Source organism: Methylomonas lenta (assembly GCF_001644015.1).
Lineage (GTDB): Bacteria > Pseudomonadota > Gammaproteobacteria > Methylococcales > Methylomonadaceae > Methylomonas > Methylomonas lenta.
This window is the reverse complement of sequence record NZ_LUUI01000016.1, coordinates 1-23,203: the sequence shown is the minus strand read 5'-3', so window position 1 is coordinate 23,203 and position 23,203 is coordinate 1. Positions and strand designations below refer to the sequence as shown.

17 protein-coding genes are annotated in these 23,203 nt (G+C 44.3%); 14 read left to right on the top strand and 3 right to left on the bottom strand.

What is annotated here, in order from left to right:
• The first annotated feature begins 197 nt into the window (after positions 1–197).
• The 3 genes from A1359_RS01045 to A1359_RS01035 all read left to right on the top strand — a co-directional run bounded on the left by A1359_RS01045 (position 198) and on the right by A1359_RS01035 (position 3,761).
• On the top strand, positions 198–1,376 hold the full coding sequence (locus A1359_RS01045; RefSeq protein ID WP_066976713.1) for a glycosyltransferase family 2 protein: 1,179 nt from the start codon (positions 198–200) through the stop codon (positions 1,374–1,376).
• A 119-nt stretch (positions 1,377–1,495) separates the two neighbouring features.
• Positions 1,496–2,680, top strand: a complete 1,185-nt coding sequence (locus tag A1359_RS01040; protein WP_066976710.1) for a glycosyltransferase family 2 protein — start codon at positions 1,496–1,498, stop codon at positions 2,678–2,680.
• Between the two features lie 142 nt (positions 2,681–2,822).
• On the top strand, positions 2,823–3,761 hold the full coding sequence (locus tag A1359_RS01035) for a UDP-glucuronic acid decarboxylase family protein (protein WP_066976707.1): 939 nt from the start codon (positions 2,823–2,825) through the stop codon (positions 3,759–3,761).
• A gap of 412 nt (positions 3,762–4,173) precedes the next feature.
• On the opposite strand, the gene A1359_RS01030 is transcribed toward A1359_RS01035, so the two are convergent.
• A complete protein-coding gene (locus A1359_RS01030) occupies positions 4,174–5,676 on the bottom strand; it encodes a hypothetical protein (RefSeq protein ID WP_066976703.1) in 1,503 nt (500 codons plus the stop codon).
• A gap of 1,089 nt (positions 5,677–6,765) precedes the next feature.
• Here A1359_RS01030 and A1359_RS01025 point away from each other — a divergent pair.
• Together A1359_RS01025 and A1359_RS01020 are read left to right on the top strand one after the other, a co-directional pair.
• Entirely contained in the window at positions 6,766–8,019 is a 1,254-nt protein-coding gene (locus tag A1359_RS01025; RefSeq protein WP_066976701.1) for a hypothetical protein, read from the top strand.
• Complete coding sequence (locus A1359_RS01020) at positions 8,016–9,080, top strand: hypothetical protein (protein ID WP_066976698.1); 1,065 nt, start codon at positions 8,016–8,018, stop codon at positions 9,078–9,080. Before A1359_RS01025 ends, A1359_RS01020 begins: the two co-directional genes overlap by 4 nt.
• 64 nt (positions 9,081–9,144) lie before the next feature.
• Here A1359_RS01020 and A1359_RS01015 read toward each other — a convergent pair whose 3' ends face one another.
• Complete coding sequence (locus A1359_RS01015) at positions 9,145–9,978, bottom strand: HDOD domain-containing protein (RefSeq protein WP_066976695.1); 834 nt, start codon at positions 9,976–9,978, stop codon at positions 9,145–9,147.
• A gap of 323 nt (positions 9,979–10,301) precedes the next feature.
• On the opposite strand from A1359_RS01015, the gene A1359_RS01010 reads away from it, so the two are divergent.
• Together A1359_RS01010 and A1359_RS22620 are read left to right on the top strand one after the other, a co-directional pair.
• The gene (locus A1359_RS01010; protein WP_066976692.1) at positions 10,302–10,697 is read left to right on the top strand and encodes a CBS domain-containing protein; all 396 of its coding nucleotides are present in this window, start codon (positions 10,302–10,304) and stop codon (positions 10,695–10,697) included.
• 73 nt (positions 10,698–10,770) lie between these two features.
• On the top strand, positions 10,771–10,938 hold the full coding sequence (locus A1359_RS22620) for a hypothetical protein (RefSeq protein ID WP_198159222.1): 168 nt from the start codon (positions 10,771–10,773) through the stop codon (positions 10,936–10,938).
• Between the two features lie 153 nt (positions 10,939–11,091).
• On the opposite strand, the gene A1359_RS01005 is transcribed toward A1359_RS22620, so the two are convergent.
• Positions 11,092–11,436, bottom strand: coding sequence for a hypothetical protein (locus tag A1359_RS01005; RefSeq protein WP_066976689.1), 345 nt, complete (start codon positions 11,434–11,436; stop codon positions 11,092–11,094).
• Positions 11,437–11,701: 265 nt separating this feature from the next.
• Here A1359_RS01005 and A1359_RS01000 point away from each other — a divergent pair, with 265 nt between their 5' ends.
• The 7 genes from A1359_RS01000 (at position 11,702) to A1359_RS00970 (ending at position 23,071) form a co-directional block, all read left to right on the top strand.
• Positions 11,702–12,397, top strand: a complete 696-nt coding sequence (locus A1359_RS01000) for an SDR family oxidoreductase (protein ID WP_066976686.1) — start codon at positions 11,702–11,704, stop codon at positions 12,395–12,397.
• Positions 12,398–12,880: 483 nt separating this feature from the next.
• Complete coding sequence (nifJ, locus tag A1359_RS00995; RefSeq protein ID WP_066976683.1) at positions 12,881–16,519, top strand: pyruvate:ferredoxin (flavodoxin) oxidoreductase; 3,639 nt, start codon at positions 12,881–12,883, stop codon at positions 16,517–16,519.
• Positions 16,512–17,525, top strand: coding sequence for a dihydroorotate dehydrogenase-like protein (locus A1359_RS00990; protein WP_066976680.1), 1,014 nt, complete (start codon positions 16,512–16,514; stop codon positions 17,523–17,525). The genes nifJ and A1359_RS00990 overlap by 8 nt, the downstream gene beginning before the upstream one ends.
• Before the next feature lie 17 nt (positions 17,526–17,542).
• Positions 17,543–18,832, top strand: a complete 1,290-nt coding sequence (locus tag A1359_RS23390) for a diguanylate cyclase domain-containing protein (RefSeq protein ID WP_066976678.1) — start codon at positions 17,543–17,545, stop codon at positions 18,830–18,832.
• Positions 18,833–18,849: 17 nt separating this feature from the next.
• Positions 18,850–20,640 carry an HD domain-containing phosphohydrolase gene (locus tag A1359_RS00980; RefSeq protein ID WP_066976675.1) on the top strand — a complete coding sequence of 597 codons (1,791 nt, stop codon included), beginning with the start codon at positions 18,850–18,852 and terminating at the stop codon, positions 20,638–20,640.
• Positions 20,637–22,037, top strand: a complete 1,401-nt coding sequence (locus tag A1359_RS00975; protein WP_066976672.1) for a TolC family protein — start codon at positions 20,637–20,639, stop codon at positions 22,035–22,037. The genes A1359_RS00980 and A1359_RS00975 overlap by 4 nt, the downstream gene beginning before the upstream one ends.
• 122 nt (positions 22,038–22,159) lie before the next feature.
• Positions 22,160–23,071 (top strand): PhnD/SsuA/transferrin family substrate-binding protein, encoded by a 912-nt coding sequence (locus A1359_RS00970; protein ID WP_232322067.1) that lies wholly within the window; start codon positions 22,160–22,162, stop codon positions 23,069–23,071.
• Positions 23,072–23,203 lie beyond the last annotated feature (132 nt).

Genomic DNA, 23,203 nt, shown 5'->3' with positions numbered 1-23,203 from the left:
TCCCGGAGGGAGAAGGAACTGTTTTACCTTTTACGGCACCCTCATAAGTAGGTTGTTGTAATTGTAGGCCGGAATAAATCCTATATCGCGGCCGCTCAATTGGCCTTATTCTGCCTTGTATTCGATTTTTACGACAACCTTTAAAAAGGCAAAATTTCGTCGGCAGTTTTTTATTCATTCTGGATTCAATGCTTTATATGGACTTTATTAATACGCTACTGATTGTATTTACCGGCCTTCTGGCGATACCTACACTATTCTTTGGCATGCAGGTTTTATTGGCATCAGGCGTGACTAAGAGGAAAATTCAACCAGTCGGTCCCAGGTCAAGCGTTGCCGTGTTGATGCCGGCCCATAACGAAGCTCAGGTGATAGTCGATACATTGCATTCCATCATTCCCCAGTTGGGCGAAAACGATTGCTTATTAGTCGTGGCGGATAATTGCACAGACAAGACTGCGGCTTTAGCGAAAGCGTCTAGGGCGAAGGTAATCGAACGTCAGCATGAAACTCATCGTGGCAAAGGCTATGCACTGGATTTTGGTTTGCAATTTCTGGCGCAGAACAATCCGCCGGAAGTGGTTATCATCATTGATGCCGATTGCCAGGTGTCGCCGACTTGTATTGATACCTTGGCGAGGCAGGCGCAAAGCGAAAACAGGCCAGTTCAGGCGCTCTACCTAATGCAAGCGCCTACAAACAAATCCATCACCCAAGCGATTGCCGAGTTTGCCTGGCTGGTTAAAAATCAGGTCAGGCCTTTAGGGCTAAAGCGTTTAGATTTGCCTTGCCAGTTGATGGGCACCGGCATGGCTTTTCCCTGGGCGCTTTTAAATCAGGCCGATCTGGCGCATGGTAATATGGTCGAAGATATGAAATTAGGCATCGATTTAGCACTGCAGGGCTTTCCACCGGAGTTCTGCCCGGATGCCTTGGTGACCAGTGAATTTCCTACGTCGGAACCGGTTACTTCCAAGCAAAGAACCCGTTGGGAACATGGTCACCTGGCGACGATTTTTTCTGAAACCCCTCGATTGTTGAAAGCCGCAATACAGCGACGAGATTCCCACTTATTAGCCATGGCACTCGATTTGTCGGTACCACCTTTGAGTGTTTTGGGTTTGGCTTTGCTTGCCATGTTCGGTATGGCGAGTGTTCTGGCTATCGCTACCGGCAGTGCAATATCCTTTTACTGGGTGGCAGGTTTAAACAGTATTTTTGCAGTAGCGGCATTAGCCGCTTGGTATACGTTTGGGCGTAAGGTCTTGGCATTTAAAGCCTTATGCGTAGTTCCATTTTACATGCTACGCAAAATACCGCTTTATCTGGCTTTTGTATTTAAAAGGCAGCAGGGTTGGGTGAAGACTGAAAGGTAATGATCAGTTTTTATTGCTGGAATCAAAAAGGTGAGATTCGCTTCATTAGTTGATTTTCGCTAGTTGCCCTATTGGGGTTACAATTTAAGCTACCTTTTTTAAAGGAATTAGGAGTTGGCATGGATATCATTTTCTATATTTTGGTTTGCTTGCTGGTGGGGTATGTCTGTCTGTCGATGTGGATCGTAACTATCGAAGCCTTGGCTGCAATGAGCTTCGGTCATCGTGAAGCATCCGATTCTCAACCGGAACAAACGCCTAAAACGGTAGTTTTAATGCCTGCTCATAACGAAGAGAGTGAGATAGGGCATACGTTAGAGGTGTTGGCCCGAGACTTGCCGTCGAATTGCCGCTTGCTCTGTGTCGCGCATAATTGTTCGGATGCCACTGCCGATATTGCACGTGGATTTGGCGCAGAGGTTATCGAAGTTAACGATGCGGGTGCAGGTGGCAAGCCGGACGCGTTGAAAGCCGGCTTGCGTTGGCTTGATGCTGATCCGCCGGAAGTGGTGGTAATCATCGATGCGGATTGTACAGTGACTGGCGGCAGTCTTCGCGCGCTAGCCACTCAGGCTAAGTGCCTGAATCGTCCGGTGATGGGGGCTTATTTTTTTGCTGCACCCGAACAGGGCCGGCAGGTGGCTAAATTATCCAGTCTGGCTATCATGCTAAAGAATGTTATCCGGCCGCTCGGTTTGTACAGACTGGGTTTGCCATGCCTACTCAATGGTAGCGGATCGGCTTATCCATTCAACCTGATCAGGTATGCGCAGCATGGAGAAGGTTCCATCGCGGAAGACTATCAACTTAGCGTTGATTTATTGAATTTGGGCTATCCCACTACTTTCGTACCTGAAGCCAGAGTTGATGGTCGTTTGCCAGCGCGAGAAGGCACGGCACAAAAGCAAAGACGCAGATGGGAACATGGGCACCTGTATTTGTCGTTTCTTACAGCACCTCGCTTGTTGTGGGCTGGCTTGATCGGGCTTGACAGGAATCGTATTGCATTAGGGCTGGAATTACTAGTTCCTCCGCTGGCCTATCTGGGTCTGCTTTGGCTGATTGCACTCATCATGGCCATTGCTTCTGCGCTGATTCTGAATGCTTTGCCACTTTTTATGTTGGTTGCCAGCGCCATTGCCTTTAGCGCAGCAATACTGGTGTCCTGGTTAAAGTTTGCCGGATTCGACATGACTTTTGCCGCCCTTGCTGCGGTGCCAGGATATATAATTTGGAAGCTACCCATTTACCGCGATTTTTTTATAAGCAGGGAAACGCGTTGGATTAAGACTGAGCGAGATTGAGTTGTCGATTACTGGCAAAACTAACCTGATTAGCAAGCTGGTTCAGCTAAACAAACAGATCCTCTCTCCCGTAGGGAGAGGGCTAGGGTGAGGGGATTAAATGCCGAAGTACTTTGGTTTTAATTTCTAAGGGAGATATCAAATGAATAAACGCATAATGGTTACGGGTGGTGCTGGATTTATCGGATCGCATTTATGTGACCGACTAGTGGAGCAAGAAGAGGATGTGTTATGCGTGGATAATTACTTTACCGGCAGTCGCAATAATATCCGCCATTTGCTAAATCACCAAAACTTTGAGGTGTTGCGGCATGATGTGACGTTTCCTTTGTACGTGGAAGTGGATCAAATTTATAATCTGGCCTGTCCTGCGTCACCTGTGCATTATCAATTCGATCCGGTACAAACGACCAAGACTAGTGTACATGGTGCCATTAACATGTTGGGTCTGGCCAAGCGTGTAAAAGCCAGAATTTTTCAAGCCTCAACATCAGAAGTGTATGGTGATCCTGAGATACATCCGCAAGTCGAATCTTATTGGGGCAAGGTTAATCCTATTGGTATACGTAGCTGTTATGACGAAGGCAAACGCTGTGCTGAAACTCTGTTTTTTGATTATTATCGTCAGCATGGACTGGATATCAAAGTGGTGCGTATCTTCAACACCTATGGTCCGCGGATGGCGAAAAACGACGGTCGGGTAGTCAGTAATTTTATTACCCAGGCTTTGGCCGGCGAAGATATTACGATCTATGGTGACGGCACCCAAACCCGTTCATTCTGTTATGTCGACGATATGATTGATGCATTTGTGGCGATGATGGCGACAGAAAAAGGCTTTACGGGTCCTGTCAACGTGGGTAATCCGGGGGAATATCAGATTGGTGAATTGGCGGAAACCATCGTTTCGCTGTGTAAAACCAGTTCAAAAGTGATTTACAAGCCATTGCCACAGGACGATCCGCGTCAGCGCCAGCCGGATATCACGCTAGCCAAGGAAAAACTGGATTGGCAACCGAAAGTTGGGTTGATTGATGGGCTTAATGAAACTATTGCGTATTTCCGCAATTTGGCAGACTAGGGGCTTCGCTAGCAATTACTTCCGTATGGTTTACATGCTTTGCGCGCGGAGCATGTAAACCATAATATGATGTATTTTTCGCTTATAGTTTCAATGCTTTGAGTGGGAAATCCGATGGGGGCGCTGCAGCGTCCCGAACCGCAGAGCGGTTCAGGTTGCATTCCCACGCGAAGCGTCAATGCCATTAAGTTAAGAAAAAGCTCCCTCTCCTGCTGGAGAGGGTTGGGGAGAGGAGATTTATAATAAGGCAAAAAAGCTTTATTTAATCCCCTCATCCTAACCTTCTCCCGGAGGGAGAAGGGATTGTTCTTCCTTAACTTAATGGCAGTGACGCGAAGCGTAGGAACGATGCGATGAACTTCTGCATTGCATTCCTCTCGGGCCACATTAGCTGGGTGGATTACCGAGCAGGTTATGTAAGGCTGCCTTTTCTTTGGAAGCCAACCAAACTAGCTAGCGCCGAACCGAATAACCAAAAGGCTGCTGGCAGGGGCACTGGGGCGGCATTGATGGTACGATTCCAGGCTATTGAATAATCCCAATCGATAGCGCCTTCCAGTGAACTAACTTGGAGTTGATAATTATGTCCGGCAATCAGGCTACTCAAGAAAAGATTCTGAGTGTTGTCCACTATACTGTCCGAGAAGGCGATAGTGGCAGCTTCGGTAACGTCAACTAATGAAAGTTCTAAATGATGCAGCGTGGTATTCATTGCGCTAGTGTTGGAAACGCCAAGATTCCATACCAATGAGGCAGCTAACGTTTCGTCTGTATTCGTAGTAAATGAATAAATTGCTAGATCGTTACTGCCAGAAGCACCGCCAAAATGGTCGTCGTAATCAAAGCCGGACATGCCGATCTGACCATTGTTGCTGCCGCCATCCTGCAAACTGTTTTGTTCACCTGCAGTCATGATCTGGTAGCTATTGTAAATATTGACTTGACCAGCACCATAACGGTCATCCAAACCATTATCCGTTTGGTGGCCGGTGCTACGATAATCTGTAATATCGCCATAGCCGCTGGTATTGCTTGTTTGTCTATCCGCGCCCGCCATCAAGATGGCTTTAACGGTTTCGGAGCGCTCTGCATTGTAGATGGTGCCTGCGCTGGTTACGGTTCTGTATCCGAGCGATAAGTCGGTTTGCTCATGGCCTGTTTCCACTAATAATGCGGCAGCGGCGGAAACGATAGGGGTGGAATTGCTGACAGCACTCGCTGGTGCAACGATATCGGTTATGGCGCGACCTGCAACATAGGTTGCATCCACGGCAACTGAGCTTAAACTTGAACCATTGGTGAGGCCTACTGAAATCGTGTTGTAAGCGTTACCGATTAATGGTGAGCCGGTCGCTGCGGCGACCTGGATATATTCATTGAGATCAACCTGACGATCCACTGATCGGAGAATGTTGCTGGTCTCTGCTGGCGAATCAGCAGTGCCCGCCCAGCTATGATTAGCGATGCGTCGGTCGCTGGTTGTGGCCCGACCATTACTTTTGTTCAAGCTATTGAGCCATTGATTGACCTCGTAACTATGAATATCGCTGATGCCTTGTGCAATTGATAGCGAATTGCCGTAGAACCGGTCAGCAACCCCCATGGCGTGCCCGGAAAAAACACTGGGTATACAAGGTGGCGTGCTGCAAGTAAGGCCTGGATAGCTGAAGGTTTTGCCTGTCATAGTGCCTACGCTGGGATCGGGCGCAAAGATCGGATCGTCCGCTGAATCTGTGCCGGTGGAGGCTTCCACCTGAGTGACCTTAACTCCAGATCCGCTAGGTATCGCCGCAGCCAGTTCGGCTTGTAATGCGGTATAGCCGATGTCTGCCTTGTAATCGGCCGATGCTTGCGCCGAAATCGCCAGCAGTGGCAGGGCAAAGAGGGTTAATAAATCGTGTTTCTGATGGTTCATACAGTATTCCGTTGCTGAGTTATTGATTTTTTATGCTTTGTTTTAGATGTGATTTTTATTGAATCAAAATTCTCATTTCATTATCCTGGCAATGTGCAGAGTAAATTTTTCGGCAAGCTTAGGTGAATGGTAACTCTGATTCCATTCTTGGTAAATGTACCGAATTGTTTGCATTTATTCTGCGTTTTTTGACAGGCATTATTAATATTCTTTTTCGCGTCTTACAAAGGAAATCGTCGTCGCCAATGCTCCAGTCCATAACCAAAATGCCGCTGGGATAGGTGTTGCAAATACATTAGTTGTGACTATTGAATGAATGAAGCTTTGCAATTTAAAAAGTTTTCACTTTGCAGTAATAACCCTAAACAATTCGGAATCTGAATTGTGCGATTAAAACTTTTAACAACTTAAGATTTAGCGAGACGGATTAATAGCATAGAGTGGTCTCACTGAAAAAGCCGTAGCTCGTGTAATTTTGAAAATTATCAGCAATAATCGGGCCAAGTATATTCAATGGTTTTTGGTTTAGGGTGACAGGTTGTTAATCCTAAGCTTGGGTCATGCGCGGATGTGTCATATCACACAGTATGCGGCATATGACACAGTAATTTGATTCAAACAAGCGTTGAGATTGCTCATGCAGTTGTTTTACATATTCCATTATTTCGCTACTTGGAGTCTAAATTTTTTAACGCTTTCGAAGGTTTTGCGATTTTTTGGTCTGCGTGGCGATCCTGGTTTTGGGAGTTGTGAGCTTTGACTTTCGTCGGTCAAGTTAGGAGGCCCTTAAATAGGGTAATCGGCCTGACGTGTGAAACCATGGAGTTAACGCCATAAGACCCTATTAAGGTTCGTCCGTTGATTGCCACTATGGTAATCTTGAGGGCTTACATTATGGGCCGTTCGGAGATCAAGCGGGAGTGGGCTTTTTCTCTGCATTACGGAACTGATGATCTGTTATCAGATTTCATATAGTCAATGGGGGGCAGTTAATTATTTGCCACCCTGAATTTAGCTATATGGGCTGATACTTAAAATCATGATAATGTTGCTTTTATGTTTCCGGTTAGGTCTTGTAAAATTTAAACCATGAATGATCCAAAATTAAAATTGCGCTCAGCAGGCTCGGGCTACTTAATCAATCGTATCCAGACCTTGTTTGTCAGCATGCTGCGAATTTGGACCATTCCAATCGTATTAATGCTCAGTTTGGCATCCGGTTTTACCACTTTTTATGGCTTGTCTCACTTTATCACGCCATGGATTGCATTGATTATTACTGTTGCAATTCAATCGATTATCGTAATTTGTTCGCTGGAAATGGCGGGGATACATTGGACGGCTAACCGCACGCGTTATTTTTCCGTGGTTGTATCGCTTTTTATTGCAATGGCTGCATCCGTGACCTTTTCTTATTTCAAGTTTTATGAAATTTCCGAGCAAGAAAGCCTGCATATCGATCGGATACAACAGATTCGGCAAGACATAAAAGGCTATCTCGATGTTGTTCTTGAGCACAAAAGCCAATTACTACAGAAACAAAAGCAGGCATTGGATAAAGCCTCTGTAGATGTATCTCAGGCTTATTTTGGCACCCATGAGCAAATTGCATCAGGATACAAAAATCAGGTTGGCGAGGGACCTTTCTGGCGTCATTACAATCTGATTTATCAGGAAAAAAAACAGGCCTATCAAAATCAGGAGCAAGCTTTTCTTGAGCTGGATAACGAAATTCGACTAATGCAGTCTAGCCTTGGTGATTTGGATGTGGCGCAGAATCAAGAAGCCGCTTATTTCAAGTTTCTCAAGCATTATCAGGATATTCAATTGAAGGTCAATCAGCTATCCAGTAGCGCAGGCCTGATGCTGCCGGATGCACCTATGCTAATGACTTATAAGCAGTTTGTTGAGGAAGTAAAACCTTCCTTTGCGATGTGGCAGGGTTTTTCCTGGTTTGCCTTCGTCTGCGCGGCCATGGTGGATTTTTTCACTGTATTATTGTCTTATCGACTTGAATTTACCGCGCCCGGCCCATTAACCGTGCAAGAAGAGGAATTGGTATTCGAGTGCTTGCGACAGTTTTCAGAGTTTCGTATTAACGAAAACGATGAACTGGAAATGATTATCGAAAAATCCGAGCTGGAAAAAGCCCGACGTTATTCTGATTGGTCTCGCATGTTTGTGGTGGGTTTGCTATTGAGTCGAGGTTTTTTAAGAAAAGTGGATGCCAGGACGGTTGAATTTGCCCCCAGTCTTTACCCGTTGATCGCCGAAAAAATGTCCGACAAAATTGCAGCTATAAAAGCCAAAGCACTGGTTAAATTGCCGGTTGAAACGTCATGAATAATCCCAATAGCGAACTGGATGCTTGGCTGGCTGGCGAGGATATTTTCGACCAATCGCTTACCGTGCCTGAAGATTGGGTGGCTGGTTTTGACGCTGACCGGCAATTGGTTGTTTTAAAAGTCGGGCCGTTCAAACGCCTTTTTTTACGGCCAGGAAACTTCAACAAACGCTTTTATCATCAGCTATATCCACTAAAAATTGAAACCTGGCCGTATCGGCGACAGATTAAATTGTTTGAGGATTTTTGCACCTTAGACATTACGTTGGATATCCGCTTTCAGGCTACATTGATTTATGTGCAAAAAAACGCTGAACAGTTGGACTCGATTAATCTACATATCAAACAGCTTTACGCAGACGTTATCGAAGATAAAATAAGCCAGGAGCTCAGCAAACTGGCAGACGGTAGTTGGGTGCAAAACGGCTTAAGCCGACATGAAAATCGCATAGCAATTTCAATATGTGAACTACTCACGCAACAACATATTCAGGCCGAAGCTCTCTGTCATATAGCTGTGACATTCGTTGACTTTCCCGAAGTACAGTTAGGTAAAGATAGTGTTTACCTGCATGTATTAAAGAAAACGTTTGAATTAAACCAACAGAAACATGCTGAGCTTCAGCGTCAACAACAACTGGATCATCAGCAAGCGCTGCAGGCTAAACAACAGGAATTAGAGCATTTAAAACAGTTGGCGGAAATGCGGCGACAAATTCAGCTTCAGGATGCCGAAACACAAATTCAATTATTACAAGACAAAGAGCAACAGCTTGAGCGACAACGTGAGGTAGAAAGGCGTATCCATACCGAACAAATCAATCACGAGCAACAATTAAAAGAAATTAATTTTGATATTGAAATGCGCGTCCAGCAACAGCTTGAAGCCAGACAAAGGCTGATAGAGACTCAACAGATGACAGATAAACTTGCACATCAAGCTTTACTGGAAGACAAACAAACGGTCGCTGAGATCAATCGCCGAGCAGTTGCTAAGCGACGCTGGCAAGAGGTAGAAAATTCAGATGTTACAGAGAATAATGCTGGCGAAAACCCATAGTGACTGGTTTACACCACGAAGTATTGCATGCATTGGCTTCGTGGTGAAATGATCCGGTAAACTTTTAATCTGCCAAGCCTTCTAGATTGGATTGGATAGCTAAAATTTCCGCCAGGTTGGAGCTGATAAATGACTCGGATAAGCCTACTCGTTCAGCGACGGCATAAGGAAAGTCAGCCAAGATTTCTTCTTCGGTTTTCCCTTGGTCTACCTTGTTGCTGATGTATTGAGCCAAGTGTAGTGTACAAGCATAGGCGGATGGTTTTTCGAAGCTTAAAGGCTCACCCGATTGCTGAATGGCTTCTATCAATTCATCCGCAAATTTCCAGCGACGGCATAATTCGGCACACACATCCTGATTGGTAAAGCCAATGCAATTACGTTCAATCTCCGGTCGGGGGGTGTTACCGGCTTTAGCGTGTTGATCAATTTCGTTAGCTTCGCTTGGAAAGACCATATGGATAAGTACATTACCCAAGTTACCTATTAAAGCCGCTGTGTAGGCAATATCGGCTTCCAGTTGGTTGTGTTCGGCTAACCACTTGGCATAGGCGGCGGTTCTGAAGCAATTGTTCCAGAATTTTCTAATGTCGAAATTTTCAATTTTGGGCATGCTGCCAACAATGCCGGAGGCAATGACCAAGGTTTTTAGTTGGTTCATACCCAACATGACTGTAGCTTGATCTATCGAAGCTATTTTACGCGAGAGACCAAAGTGAGCGGAATTGACTAAGCGCAGGATTTTTAGTGCAATAACCTGTTCTTTTTCCACATTTTTAGCAATATCCAGCATTTCTGCGTGCGGTTCATTGAGCTGATTAATAATGGTTCGAACTACTTCAGGAATTTGTGGCAATTTTTGAATGCTATCGAACAACTGACTCATTTGCTTGGGCATGCTTAAGTATCCTGGATGATGGAAAATAGCAGACAGTTTAGACTATTACTGTTTTCTGACAATAGTATTCAATGCTAAATATTTCAACACTAGTCATCTGTATTTTGTTTAGGAATGGGAATGCGATAGCTATGCAAAAATGTACTATTCAGGCTGGTCAGTTGAATGCTGTTATTGGTTAAAATTACTTAAAACACTGACAAACAGTAATAATGCTGGCTACAAACAGCGATTTTTATAATAATCTGTACATCAGAAATGTGCATGCAGCCAATTCCACTGCTGCTTTTCTGTCTGACAATAATAATTTATGAGGTAGAACTATGTTAGCCAAACTTGCTGTAGCCGACTACATGTCCAAGCATCTTGTCACAGTCACACCACAAACAGAGGTTACCTCTGCTATTAAAACCATGCTGGATCACAAAGTGACTAGTGTGCCTGTAGTGGATAGTCATGGAAAATTATTAGGTATTTTTTCTGAAAAAGACGGTATAAAGATTGTCGTTGAATCGGCCTATAATCAAAGCATGGCTGGTAAGGTTGAAGATTTTATGACAGCAGATCCGATGGTAATCGATGCGGACGAAAGCTTGGTTGATGTTGCGGCAAAATTTCTGGATTCTTCCATTCGAAGCTTTCCTGTATTTCATCACGGTGCCATGGTTGGCATTATTAGTCGGGTTGACGTTCTACGCTCCTTAATTGCTACGCATTGATATTAATTTTCGGCGACTTATGGTTAACGTAAATCGCTGAAGTTTACCGTATATACGTCCACAGGAGGTCGAAATGGTCAAAGATCAAACAGTAGATAAAAGCAAAAAAGTCAAGAATATTGCCGCCGTGCTATACCTTTTAATCTTGGTTTTTTTGGTTGGTGGGTCTTATTTACATCAGAAGTCTGACATTTTGGATTTTTCAGAAAATAAAACGGATTTGAATGTTTTTCCTCGGTAGTGATTAACCCTTTAGGATTCCGCAATAAACATCTTCCCGGATAATAGCTACCCGCGAAACCAGGTTTTCCCTTGCATCCCTAGACTGGCTCAGGAGCAACGGGGAAATCCTGCGACATCGAGAAGGACGTTCTGAGATCAGATCCTGAGTGGATTATTTTTTCTGGAAAAATTGTTGCGTCAGAAAGCCGATCACTGCAATAGCAAACAATCCGGAAAAAACTACCAAACCAATTTCATCTTTTTTAGCTACTTGATGGCTTCTTTTGGCCGATAGCACCGAAGCAGAGGTTCGCCCATCTACTGAATAGCCGGAGTAGGGTTTATCGTTATTTGCTGTAGGCTTATGAGTCGTTGTTGATGTGCTGGTTTGGTTCTCTGCTTCGATAGTAGCGCTTGAGGTAAGTGGTACGCTGATTAGAAAAATCAAGATAAATCCAGATATAAGTAGAGGGGTTTTCATTTTGCCTCCATGAGCCAGCCTGGTGTTTTTATCCATTGCCGGCAAAAATTAAGTTTATTAAAATTGCAGTTTACACCATCACATAGACAGTTTTAGGGTAATTGTTTCATGCGGAACGTCAGGTAAACAGGTTTGCTTGAGCTTAACCATGCAGCCTAAACCGCTTTAATATAAGTCAATAAGATATTGATTAAGTTATGTAAATATCCATTTTTAAAATTGCTTTTTTGCTAGTGATTACCTTTAAAAATTGCTAGGTTTTACAATCCACCAAAAATTTAGATGATATTAGGATAGTGTTATGAAAACCGTTTTGATCACAGGTGCAAACAGAGGTTTAGGTCTTGAGTTTTGTCGGCAATATACTCGCGACGATTGGCGAGTGATTGCTACTTGCCGCCATCCAGATATTGCAAATGATCTTAATTCTTTGGCGCGACAATATGCAAACCTACAAGTCCATGCTTTAGATGTCGCTGATTTTTCTCAAATCGATGCGCTTAGCCAGCTTTTAGTCAATGAATCTATCGATGTATTAATCAACAACGCTGGCATTTACGCTGATCAGCAGGGGTGTGGAGTGGGTCAATTGGATTATCAGGCCTGGGAAAAATCATTTTTGATCAACACCCTGGCAGCTGTAAAAATGGCTGAGACATTTCTGCCGCAATTACAAAAAAGTAAACAAAAGCTGATCGTTAGTATTAGTAGTTTAATGGGTAGCATGGCGGATAACGCTAGTGGCGGTAGTTTATCTTATCGTTCCAGTAAAGCTGCCTTAAATGCGGCTATGAAAAGTCTATCGATTGAACTATGTCGCGATTTGGTCGGCGTGTTGATCTTGCATCCCGGTTGGGTCAAAACGGACATGGGTGGTAAAAACGCATCGATCACTGTTGAGGAAAGCGTATCCGGTATGAGGCAACAGATTGAGATTTTTAACTTGCAGAAAACGGGGCGTTTTTTAAATTATGAAGGCGCCCAGTTGCCTTGGTAGTCATAAGTTTTTTTAAGCGGCAAACCAACTTTATTTGCTTGTCACTATTGACAGCTAAATTGGGGGTTATGCACAAATTCTTTTTACAAATAACCAGAAAAAACACTTGACAACGCAACTTGTTGAATCTTGGTGTAAATTACGTAAGTTATTGATATTGAATTATTATGTTGAATTGATTAAGTTTAAAGCAATCTAACTCAGCCCCAGTATTCTCGCGGGTTAATCGCAGTTTCCGACATTTTACCCACAGAGTTATCCACAGATTTTGTGGGTAACTTTTATTCAAAAAACCAACCAGTCTTTATGTCTTTTTTCAACTATTCTCAATACTAAAAGTCACCGCTAACAGTTCTGGTGAGTTTTTAGCCGCCGCATATTTTGGCTCTACCAATTGTTGCAAGGGCTTATAATCAGTGGCACATACCAATAAGACTATTAATTTAGCCTCAGTCTTTTCATTTAGTTATTAAAGGTTGTTTTATGCAAAATCAGCAGACACTCACCATTGATGGCAACCAGGCAGCGGCCAGTGTTGCACACAAATTAAACGAAGTGATTGCCATTTATCCGATTACACCTTCATCAGCAATGGGGGAGTGGGCGGATGAATGGTCGTCGCGAGGGCAGAAAAATCTGTGGGGAACCGTGCCACAGGTCATCGAAATGCAAAGTGAAGCCGGAGCCGCAGGTACCATACACGGCGCATTGCAGGCAGGCACCATGGCTACCACCTTTACCGCTTCGCAAGGGTTATTATTGATGCTGCCTAATATGTATAAAATTGCTGGCGAATTATCGCCAACGGTTTTTCATATTGCCGCACGTTCTCTGGCTTGCCAGGCATTGTCGATATTTGGTGATCACAGTGATGTGATGTCGGCACGCATGACGGGTTTTGCCATGTTCTGCTCCAACTCACCGCAGGAAGTACAAGATTTTGCCCTGATTGCTCATGCAGCCAGCTTAGAAAGCCGTATTCCTTTCATGCATTTTTTCGATGGTTTCCGCACCTCGCACGAAGTGGCCAAACTGATTACCATTGATGATGACGTGTTGAATGGCATGATCAAGCAAGAATGGGTGAGTGCTTTTCGCAGTCGAGCGTTGACACCGGATAAACCGGTACTACGTGGTACCGCGCAAAACCCGGATGTGTATTTTCAAGCCCGGGAAGCTGTGAATCCGTTTTATCAAGCTTTACCTGCCATTGTCCAACAAGCTATGGATCGCTTTGCCCAGCTCACCGGTCGCCAGTATCGGTTGTTTGAGTATGTGGGTGCGCCCGATGCAGAGCGGGTGATAATTATCATGGGCTCCGGGGCTGAGGCGGTAGAAGAAACCCTGGATTATCTCAATAGACAGGGTGAGTCGGTTGGTATGCTAAAAGTGCGGTTATTTCGGCCTTTCTCAGCAGAATATTTGCTGAATGCGCTGCCGGCTAGCTGCAATAAAATTGCTGTGCTGGATCGCACTAAAGAACCAGGCTCTGATGGCGAGCCATTATATAAGGACATTCTGAGCGCCATTGCACAGGATGTGATCGGCGCCAACAGCAAATTCAAACAAATGCCCAAAGTAGTGGGTGGTCGATATGGTTTGTCCTCGAAAGAATTCACTCCGGGCATGATCAAAGCCGTCTTTGACGAGCTGAAAAATGACCAGCCGAAAAACCAGTTCACTATCGGCATACACGATGACGTATCAAAAACCAGTCTGGCCTGGGATGCAAGTTTTCGGACCGATGTGCATGCCAATATTTTCCAGGCCATGTTTTATGGTCTTGGCAGTGATGGCACCGTCGGCGCCAATAAAAACACCATCAAAATCATCGGTGAAGAAACCACTAATTTTGCTCAGGGGTATTTCGTCTACGACTCCAAAAAGTCCGGCGCGATTACCGTGTCGCATTTACGCTTTGGCCCTAAACCGATCAAATCCACCTATTTAATCGGTGAAAACGACGCCAATTTTATTGGTTGTCATCAAACCATTTTTCTGGAACGCTACGACATGCTGGTTAACGCTGCCGACAATGCGGTGTTTTTGCTCAACACCCCGGAATCGGTAGAAGCTGTTTGGGATAGTTTGCCCAAAATCATGCAACAGCAAATGTTAGCTAAAAATATTCGTTTCTATGTGATTGATGGCTATGCAGTGGCGGAAAATTGTGGCATGGGTAAACGCATTAATACCATCATGCAGACCTGTTTTTTTGCCATCTCCGGCGTTCTGCCGCAAGCAGAAGCCATCGAGGCTATCAAACATGCGGTGGAAAAAACTTACGGTAAAAAAGGTCGTCGCATTGTCGAGCTTAATTTCAAGGCTATTGACGAAACCTTGGCGGGTTTGCATCAAGTAACGTTGCCAAAACAAACCAGTAGTCATTTCGACATCATGGGGCAGATTGCCGAAACAGCGCCTGACTTTATCAAACGCGTGACCGCTGAAATTATCGCGAGTCGAGGCGATTTATTACCTGTGAGTGCGATGCCTGTCGATGGCACTTTCCCTACCGGTACTGCCGCTTACGAAAAACGCAACCTGGCTTTGGAAATTCCAGTTTGGGAAACGGATTTGTGCACCGAATGTGGCAAATGTGCCATGGTGTGTCCGCATGCGGCCATACGTAGCAAAATTTACCCCGTTGAAGCGCTGGATAATGCGCCGGAAACTTTCAAACACGCACCGATGCTGGGCAAAGATTTTCCGGCTGGTCTAGCCATGACTTATCAAGTTGCCGCAGAAGATTGCACGGGTTGTAGCTTATGTGTGGATATTTGCCCGATTCGCGATAAGTCCAACGCCAGTCGCAAGGCGTTGAATATGCATCCACAAGCACCGCTGCGTGAGCCTGAACGGGAAAACTGGGATTTCTTCTTAGAGTTACCGGAATACGATAGGCGCAATCTTAAACTGAACACCATCAAAGGTGCCATGGTATTGCAACCTTTGTTCGAGTTTTCCGGTGCTTGTGTCGGTTGTGGTGAAACGCCATATATCAAACTGGCTTCGCAATTATTTGGCGATCGGATGATAGTCGCAAATGCCACCGGTTGTTCTTCCATTTACGGCGGCAATTTGCCTACTACGCCTTGGAGCAAAAATATTGAGGGTCGCGGCCCGGCCTGGAGCAATTCTTTATTTGAAGACAATGCTGAATTCGGCTTGGGTATGCGGGTATCGCTAGATAGACAGGCAGAATTTGCCAATGAACTTGTAGAAAGCTTGCGCGGCCCATTGGGTAGCGAAACTGTGGATGCGATTCTAAATGCAGACCAATCCGACGAGGCGGGCATATACGAACAACGCCAACGCGTTGTGGAATTGAAACAACGCCTGCAAACTTTGCCGGAACCTGCGGCAAAAACCTTATTGGAACTGGCTGATCACTTATGTAAAAAAAGCGTCTGGATCATCGGTGGCGACGGCTGGGCTTACGATATTGGTTACGGTGGCCTGGACCATGTGCTGGCTAGTGGCCGCAATGTTAATATTCTGGTATTGGACACAGAAGTCTATTCCAATACCGGCGGACAAACCTCAAAATCCACCCCGCTGGGCGCAGTAGCCAAATTCTCCGCAGGCGGCAAAGCCACTGCGAAAAAGGATTTAGGCTTGCTGGCAATGGATTATGGCAATGTCTATGTGGCACATGTGGCTTATGCCGGTAAAGACACTCAAACCCTCAACGCCTTTTTAGAGGCCGAAGCGCATGACGGTCCCTCCATCATCATCGCCTATGCACCTTGTATCGCGCATGGTGTGGATATGTCCAATAATCATAGACAGCAAAACCTGGCCGTCAAAAGTGGGCATTGGCCGCTATTTCGCTTTAACCCCAACCGCATTAAGTTGGGTAAAAATCCGATGCAACTGGATTCGGCGGAGCCATCCATCCCATATCGTGACTTTGTGATGACTGAAACACGCTTCAGCATGCTTTGGCAATCGCACCCTGATGCTGCCGAAGCCTTTTTAAAGCAGGCGCAGCAGGATGTAAAAAGTCGCTACCGTTATTACAAGCAACTGTCGGAACTGGAATGGAATGAAGCCACCAGTGTGTCGGCAGTAAAAGCCCAGCTGAATACCGAGACCGCACAGGAGACTCACAATGGTTGATTTAACAACAGAATATTTAGGTTTAAAACTGGCGCATCCTTTAGTGCCATCGGCATCTCCGTTGAGTAAGAATTTAGATAGTGCCCGGCAACTGGAAGACGCAGGTGCTTCGGCATTGGTGTTATCGTCATTGTTTGAAGAAAAAATCGAAGCTGAAATGCAGCAAATGGAGCGGTTTTTTTATGGGCAGGGCATAGGTTATGGCGAAGCTGATTCATTCCATCCTGTGCCGGATCAGGTTCTGACTTATCAAGAGCAATACTTGGAACATCTGCAACAACTTAAATCTGCTTTGAAGATTCCAGTGATTGCCAGCTTAAATGGCACATCGCTGGGCGGCTGGATTGAATATGGTCAGGCTTTGCAGCAAGCAGGCGCAGATGCGCTGGAGTTAAACATTTACCATTTGGCGGCCAATATTGCAGAAAGTAGTGAAGCCGTGGAAACGCGTTATCTGGAAATTCTGCGTGAGTTGAAAAGCAAAGTCAGCATTCCATTAACCTTGAAATTAGGTCCGCAATTTAGTTCGCCGATACATTTTGCCCAGCGTTTACAAGAGGCTGGTGCAGACGGCATTGCTATTTTTAACCGGTTTTACCAACCGGATATCGACCTGGAAACCCTGCAAGTTGTGCCAAAGCTTGAATTGTCCACTGCCGCAGAAGCCTTGCTACGTATCCGCTGGACAGCGCTACTTTATGGTCGTGTTAAATTATCCCTGGCAGTTACCGGCGGCTTTCATGAAACAGCGGATGTGATCAAAGCTTTACTGGCAGGTGCGGATGTCGTGCATTTGTGTAGTGTGTTGTTAGCCCGAGGCATAGGTCAGTTAAGCCAAATCCACAGCGAGCTTATTGAATGGCTGGAAGCACATGAATATGAATCGATTAAACAAATGAAAGGCAGTGTCAGCCAACAACATTCCATCGACCCCAGCTTGTATGAGCGAGCAAATTACGTGCAAGTACTCGATAGCTATACACCTGCTAGCGGCGTATTGCGTTAGATTTTTCGATTTACAAAATGCGCAAATCCTTAAAAGCCTATTCGCACTGGTCGCGCTTAAACAGGCGAGCCAAAATCAGTGCAGAAAAACAGGCTATTGCTATTCAGCAATGGCCTGTTTTCAGGCTGATTACCGATTTGGATTTTGGTATTATTAAAGCCAGTACTGGTTTTTTAAACACCTTTAATCTTAATAAAGACCACTTGCCTAGTTTAGGGAAGCTCTTCATAGAATTAGCTAACGATCAGGCATTATGCCAGCGGCTTAAAAAACAATTGCTAGAGCAGGGGATAACTCAACAACGATTTACGCTGACTAACCTAAATCTGAGTTTCCAACAGATACAATGTCAGGCGGAATTAATCCATCAACCCAGCCCTCACTTGATATGGCGTTTACAAGCTATTCCTCAGGCAAGTAATCACCTGGAACTGGCTAGCTTGACAGCTCAGATATTTCAACAATCCAGCGCAGCTATGCTGATCATGGACGCAGATTTTAATATTGTCAGTGTCAATCCTGCGTTTAGTAATACTACCGGGTTTAATTTAGCTGAATTACAGGGGAAATCAATTACACAGATTTGCGCTAATCAGATACATACGGATAGTAATCAATATTTATTACAAAAGCTGTCGCATAACCGTTTTTTTAATGATGAATTACTGATTATCTGTAAAAACAAACAGTATTTTCCTGCGCAGGTCTATGTCGATGCTTTAGTCGATACAGTACAACGTGCAGAATATTATTTATTATTAATGCTGGATATTTCTGTACAAAAGCAACGCGAATCAGAGTTACGATACCATGCTGAAGTCGATCCATTAACTAAATTGGGTAACAGGAAATTACTGTTTCAGTCGCTGGAAAATGCTATTGCCTCTGCCAAACGTTTTAATTACACGGTAGCGGTATTATTTCTGGATTTAGATGGATTTAAACAAATCAATGATCATTTTGGCCATGGCAAAGGCGATGACGTGTTGCAAGAAGTGGCAGAACGTTTACAAAAATGCGTCAGGCAAGTAGATACGGTGGGTCGATTAGGCGGCGATGAATTTGTGGTGATTTTAAATGGCACCTCCAAGGACATGATTGCTGTCACAGCCCTGCGCATCATTGATTTTTTGACCTTAATCGTCAAAGATCAAACCACCGAATTACAGGTATCAGCCAGTATCGGAATTTCGGTTTATCCGCAAGACAGTAATAGCCCAATAGTGCTATTAAAATATGCCGATGAAGCCATGTATAAAGCTAAAGAACAGGGTAAAAGCCAATTCTGCTGGCACTTTGAACCTTAATAATAAAAGTATCCCTTATGTCTAAAATCAACAAGTTAAATCAACTATCCGCTATTCGGCTACTGTATGTCGAAGACGATACGGAAACACGTGAAGAACTGCAATCCATTCTGGAATTGTATGTTTCCGAGCTATACGTCGCAAAAAACGGTCGTGAAGGACTGGAATATTATAAAAAATATTTGCCCGATATTGTTGTAACCGATATTCAAATGCCGGAAATGAATGGGTTGTCGCTGGCGGCGGATATTAAATCTCTTAACCCAGAGCAGCAGATTGTCATTCTGAGTGCCTATAACGATGTTGAATATCTGTTTCGGGCCTTGGAGTTGGAGCTCCAGCATTACATCACCAAACCCATCAGTGTCGAACGCCTGTTAAATAAACTGGCAGAAATAACCGAGCATATGACTTTGGCTAGGGATGCCGAAAAAAGCCGTAAGCTTTTAGAACAATACAAAATGCTGGTAGATGAAAAAGCCATCGTCGCCAAAATTGATAGAAACGGCATACTAGTTTATGTGAATCAGCATTTTTGTGAATTATCCGGTTATACCGAGGCTGAATTATTAGGCCAGCATTATTTATTTAGCTTTGATGCCAGCGGCCAAGAAGATATCTTTGCAGATTTAAAACAAGCGCTTGCAGACAAAGGAAAATGGCAAGGTATTCTTAAAAAAAGAACCAAATCCGGCGCTATCTATGTAGTCGATGTCAGTGTGGTGTCGGTTTTCAATGCGCTAGGTCAGATTGAAGAATTTGTTGCCCTGATGGTAGACATGACCGAAATCTATGAAAAATTTGAACGCCTATCGCTTAATTTAAAACAAGATTTAAATGAACAAAAACATTATTTACATGAATATGAACGCGCGATGGAGTTGGGCACTTCATTATGTGTGATCGATACGGATGGGAAAATCGTCAGCGCCAATAATAATTTCAGTGCAACTTTAAATTACACACCAGAGGAATTAATTGGGCATTCGTTATACGATCTAATGCAGGATGCTACTGAATTTAAGCGGCGTGTTTTGACAAAAGTAGAACAGCAGGGTTTTAGTTCTCGCGTGATTAAAATGGCAAGCAAAGGTGGCTTTGAGCGTACGCTGAGCACCGTAATTGTCGGCATCCATAATCAGGATGGACATATTGATTCCTTAATGAGTTTGAGTCAAGACATCAGCGATGCGATTAAGCTCAATGAAGACATTATAGAAAATCAAAAAGACTTGATTTATGTATTGGGTGAAGTAGTAGAAAATCGTAGTTACGAAACCGGCACCCATATCAAAAGAGTAGCATTGATTTCTGAATTGCTAGCACGAAAATACGGTTTGAGCGATGAATATGCCAACATGATTAAAATCGCATCACCGTTGCATGATATTGGCAAGATTGGCATACCGGACAATATATTACATAAAGCCGGAAAATTGTCAGAATCAGAATATACCATCATGAGGAAACATGCGGATTTAGGCTATCAGTTGCTGAATAAGCTGGATAAACCGCTGATCAAAATGGCGGCAACCATTGCCCATGAACACCATGAATACTATAACGGTGCAGGTTATCCGGCCGGTTTGACCGGTGAACATATTGCAATTGAAGCCCGCATTGTCAGTTTGGTCGATGTATTTGATGCTTTAAGTACTCGACGTATTTATAAAGAGCCTTGGCCTGATGCAGAAATCATCGAATATTTGAATAAAAACAAGGCAATCCAGTTTGATCCTGAACTAGTCGATTTATTTATGGATAATATTGATGAAATTCTAAGTATTCGAAATGGTTTAACAGCATGAAAATAACCCTAATTGCCAGCGTACTTATTCTTTCTGCCGCTTTCGGTTTAAGAGCAGAGACGACATCTCAACAAAAACTCAACTTGGAAGATTGTATCCGCGTTGCATTAGAAAAACATCAATCCTTGAATATATCCGCCGCCAATGTGGCGATGGCTGAAGCCATGTATCAACAGGCGATGTCGGCATATTGGCCGCAAATCGCTGCCCAAGTAAATGCCTCGCGGGCTGACCAAGATCGTACTTTTACGATGGAGGGGGCATTTAGTTTGCCTCCTGCAATGACAGGCGCGCTTGGGCCTGCAGGTGCGGCCCTCGCCCAACCCATACCCATCAACATGGACGTCAAATTATTTGACAAAGACATGGTGACCTCCTCGTTGAATTTGACTTATCCAATTTTTACCGGCTTAAAACGCCAAGCGATAGTGGCGCAAGCAGAAAAAGGCATACAGATAGCCGAGCAAGGTCAGCGTAAAACCAATCTGGAGCTGGTGCGTGATGTAAAAAAATACTTCTATGCTGCTCAATTTGCCATTCAGATGGAGAAATTGACCGAAGATACCCTGGAACGCTTCAAGGCACTGGAAGATTTAACCGAACGCCTGTATCAAAATGGCTCGTTGAAAGTAAAGAAAACCGATTATTTGCGTACAAAAACCACCACTGCCATGACCCGCACCATTCTCAACGAAGCCAGATATGCCCGCGAAATGGCGCACGAAGCACTGGGTAATGCGATGGGTCAGGAATGGAGCGAACACTATATTTTGGTGGAGGTCGATGAAGCCTCACCTATCAGCGAAGGTCTGCAACAATTAGTCGAATCGGCACAAAACTTTAATCCGGACATTCAGCAATTAAAGTTGGCCGTGCAAATCAGTGATGATCAGATCACTGAAGCCCGTAGCGGTTATTATCCAATGATAGGCTTCCAGGCTGAAGTGCATGATATACAAACACCGTATCATGCTGGTTTAACCAATGCTGCCAACCGGGATGGTTGGACTATCGGCGTGGGTATGCAATGGAATTTGTTCGATGGCTTTCAAACCACCGGCAAAGTCAATCAAGCTAAAGCCCAGCAACGTAAACTCGAAAGTCAGCAAATTCTGCTGGATCAAGCGATCGCCCTGCAGGTTAAACAACAGTTTTTGAGTATCAAAAGTGCCAATAGTCAAACCAAAAACAGCCAGGAGGCAGTGGGTTATGCCAGCGAAAATCGTAAATTGCATGTGCGCGCTTATCAAGACGAGCTGGTTGAAACCAAGGATGTGATCGAATCGCAAATAGTGGAAACTTTTGCGCAAGGCACGCATTATCGGGCGCGCTATGCGCTGGAGATGGGGTTATTATCGCTGGAATATTTGATTGGACAAAATGTACAGTCGTTATAAACCGCTGATGAAGAACCACACACATCCAATCATCAGTTAGTTCAGACAAAATGCCGTTAGTCCTGATTGGGGTGAAGCGTGGTCAAGAAACTGAAAAATACGGCTTCCGCATAAATCTATCTATGCACACTCATCTAGCGGTCTTAATCAGCTTGCCTTTTTTGGTTTGTGCTTTGGCTTGCAGCATGCTGATGACTGTGGCGAATGCAGCTGACGACCCATTTGCCTCGGAAACCTTACGGGCAGGCTTTTACGCCAAGTCGTTTCCGGATTTCTCGGTCGAAGATGTCGAGGTTTCAGTAAAACTGCTATCTGAAGAAATTGGTCAAGAGGTAGGCGTCAAGACTACTGTCAAAGCCTATGAAGATATTCAATCCATGCGGCAGGATTTTGAAAACGGTACTATCAATTTTGTAGTTACCTCATCAATTTTAATGGTCAGCCAGTTTGACAAAAACCTACTCAGCGATGGTTTTCGTTTTATCCGTTCAGTCGAGTCACTGGATAAGTTGTTAGTGTTGGGCCAGAACAAACCCAATAAAGATGGGTTTAATAGTTATCGCGGACAACGGCTGGTATTAGCCCAATCTGATCCAACCTGCGAACTTTATCTGGATTTGTTGTCCTTGTCCGATTTCAAACAGAGCTATAGCAATAGTTTCAAGCTCATCAAACGCGTTAAAAAAGCCCATCAGCTGATATTGATGTTATTTTTTAATCAGGCGGATGTAACGTGCCTTTATCAAAATGCCTATGACATCGCCATTGAAATGAATCCACAGTTAAAACAAAAAATAACGGTTTTATCAGAAATCAAAAATGTGCCGGAAGGCATGGGGTTATTTCACATAAGCACGCCAGCGGCTTTTCGCGAAATTGTTATAGCTGAAGCCCTTAAATTGCAAAATAGACCGCGCGGGCGACAATTGCTTGAGTTGTTTAAGGGTGAACAAACAATACGAGCAGGCGTAAACGATTTGTCGGCAGCGATGGAACTCCATGCTGCGCATCAGCGTTTGCTAGGAAGGCAATGATGGGATTTTTGCGTGGTTAGGAATATGCATGGAATATCATACGCACGAATCCGGTGTAGGTGCGGATTTATCCGCACAGTGCGAATGAATTCGCACCTACAGCTGACGAACTTGTTTCATGCGCATTCCTTA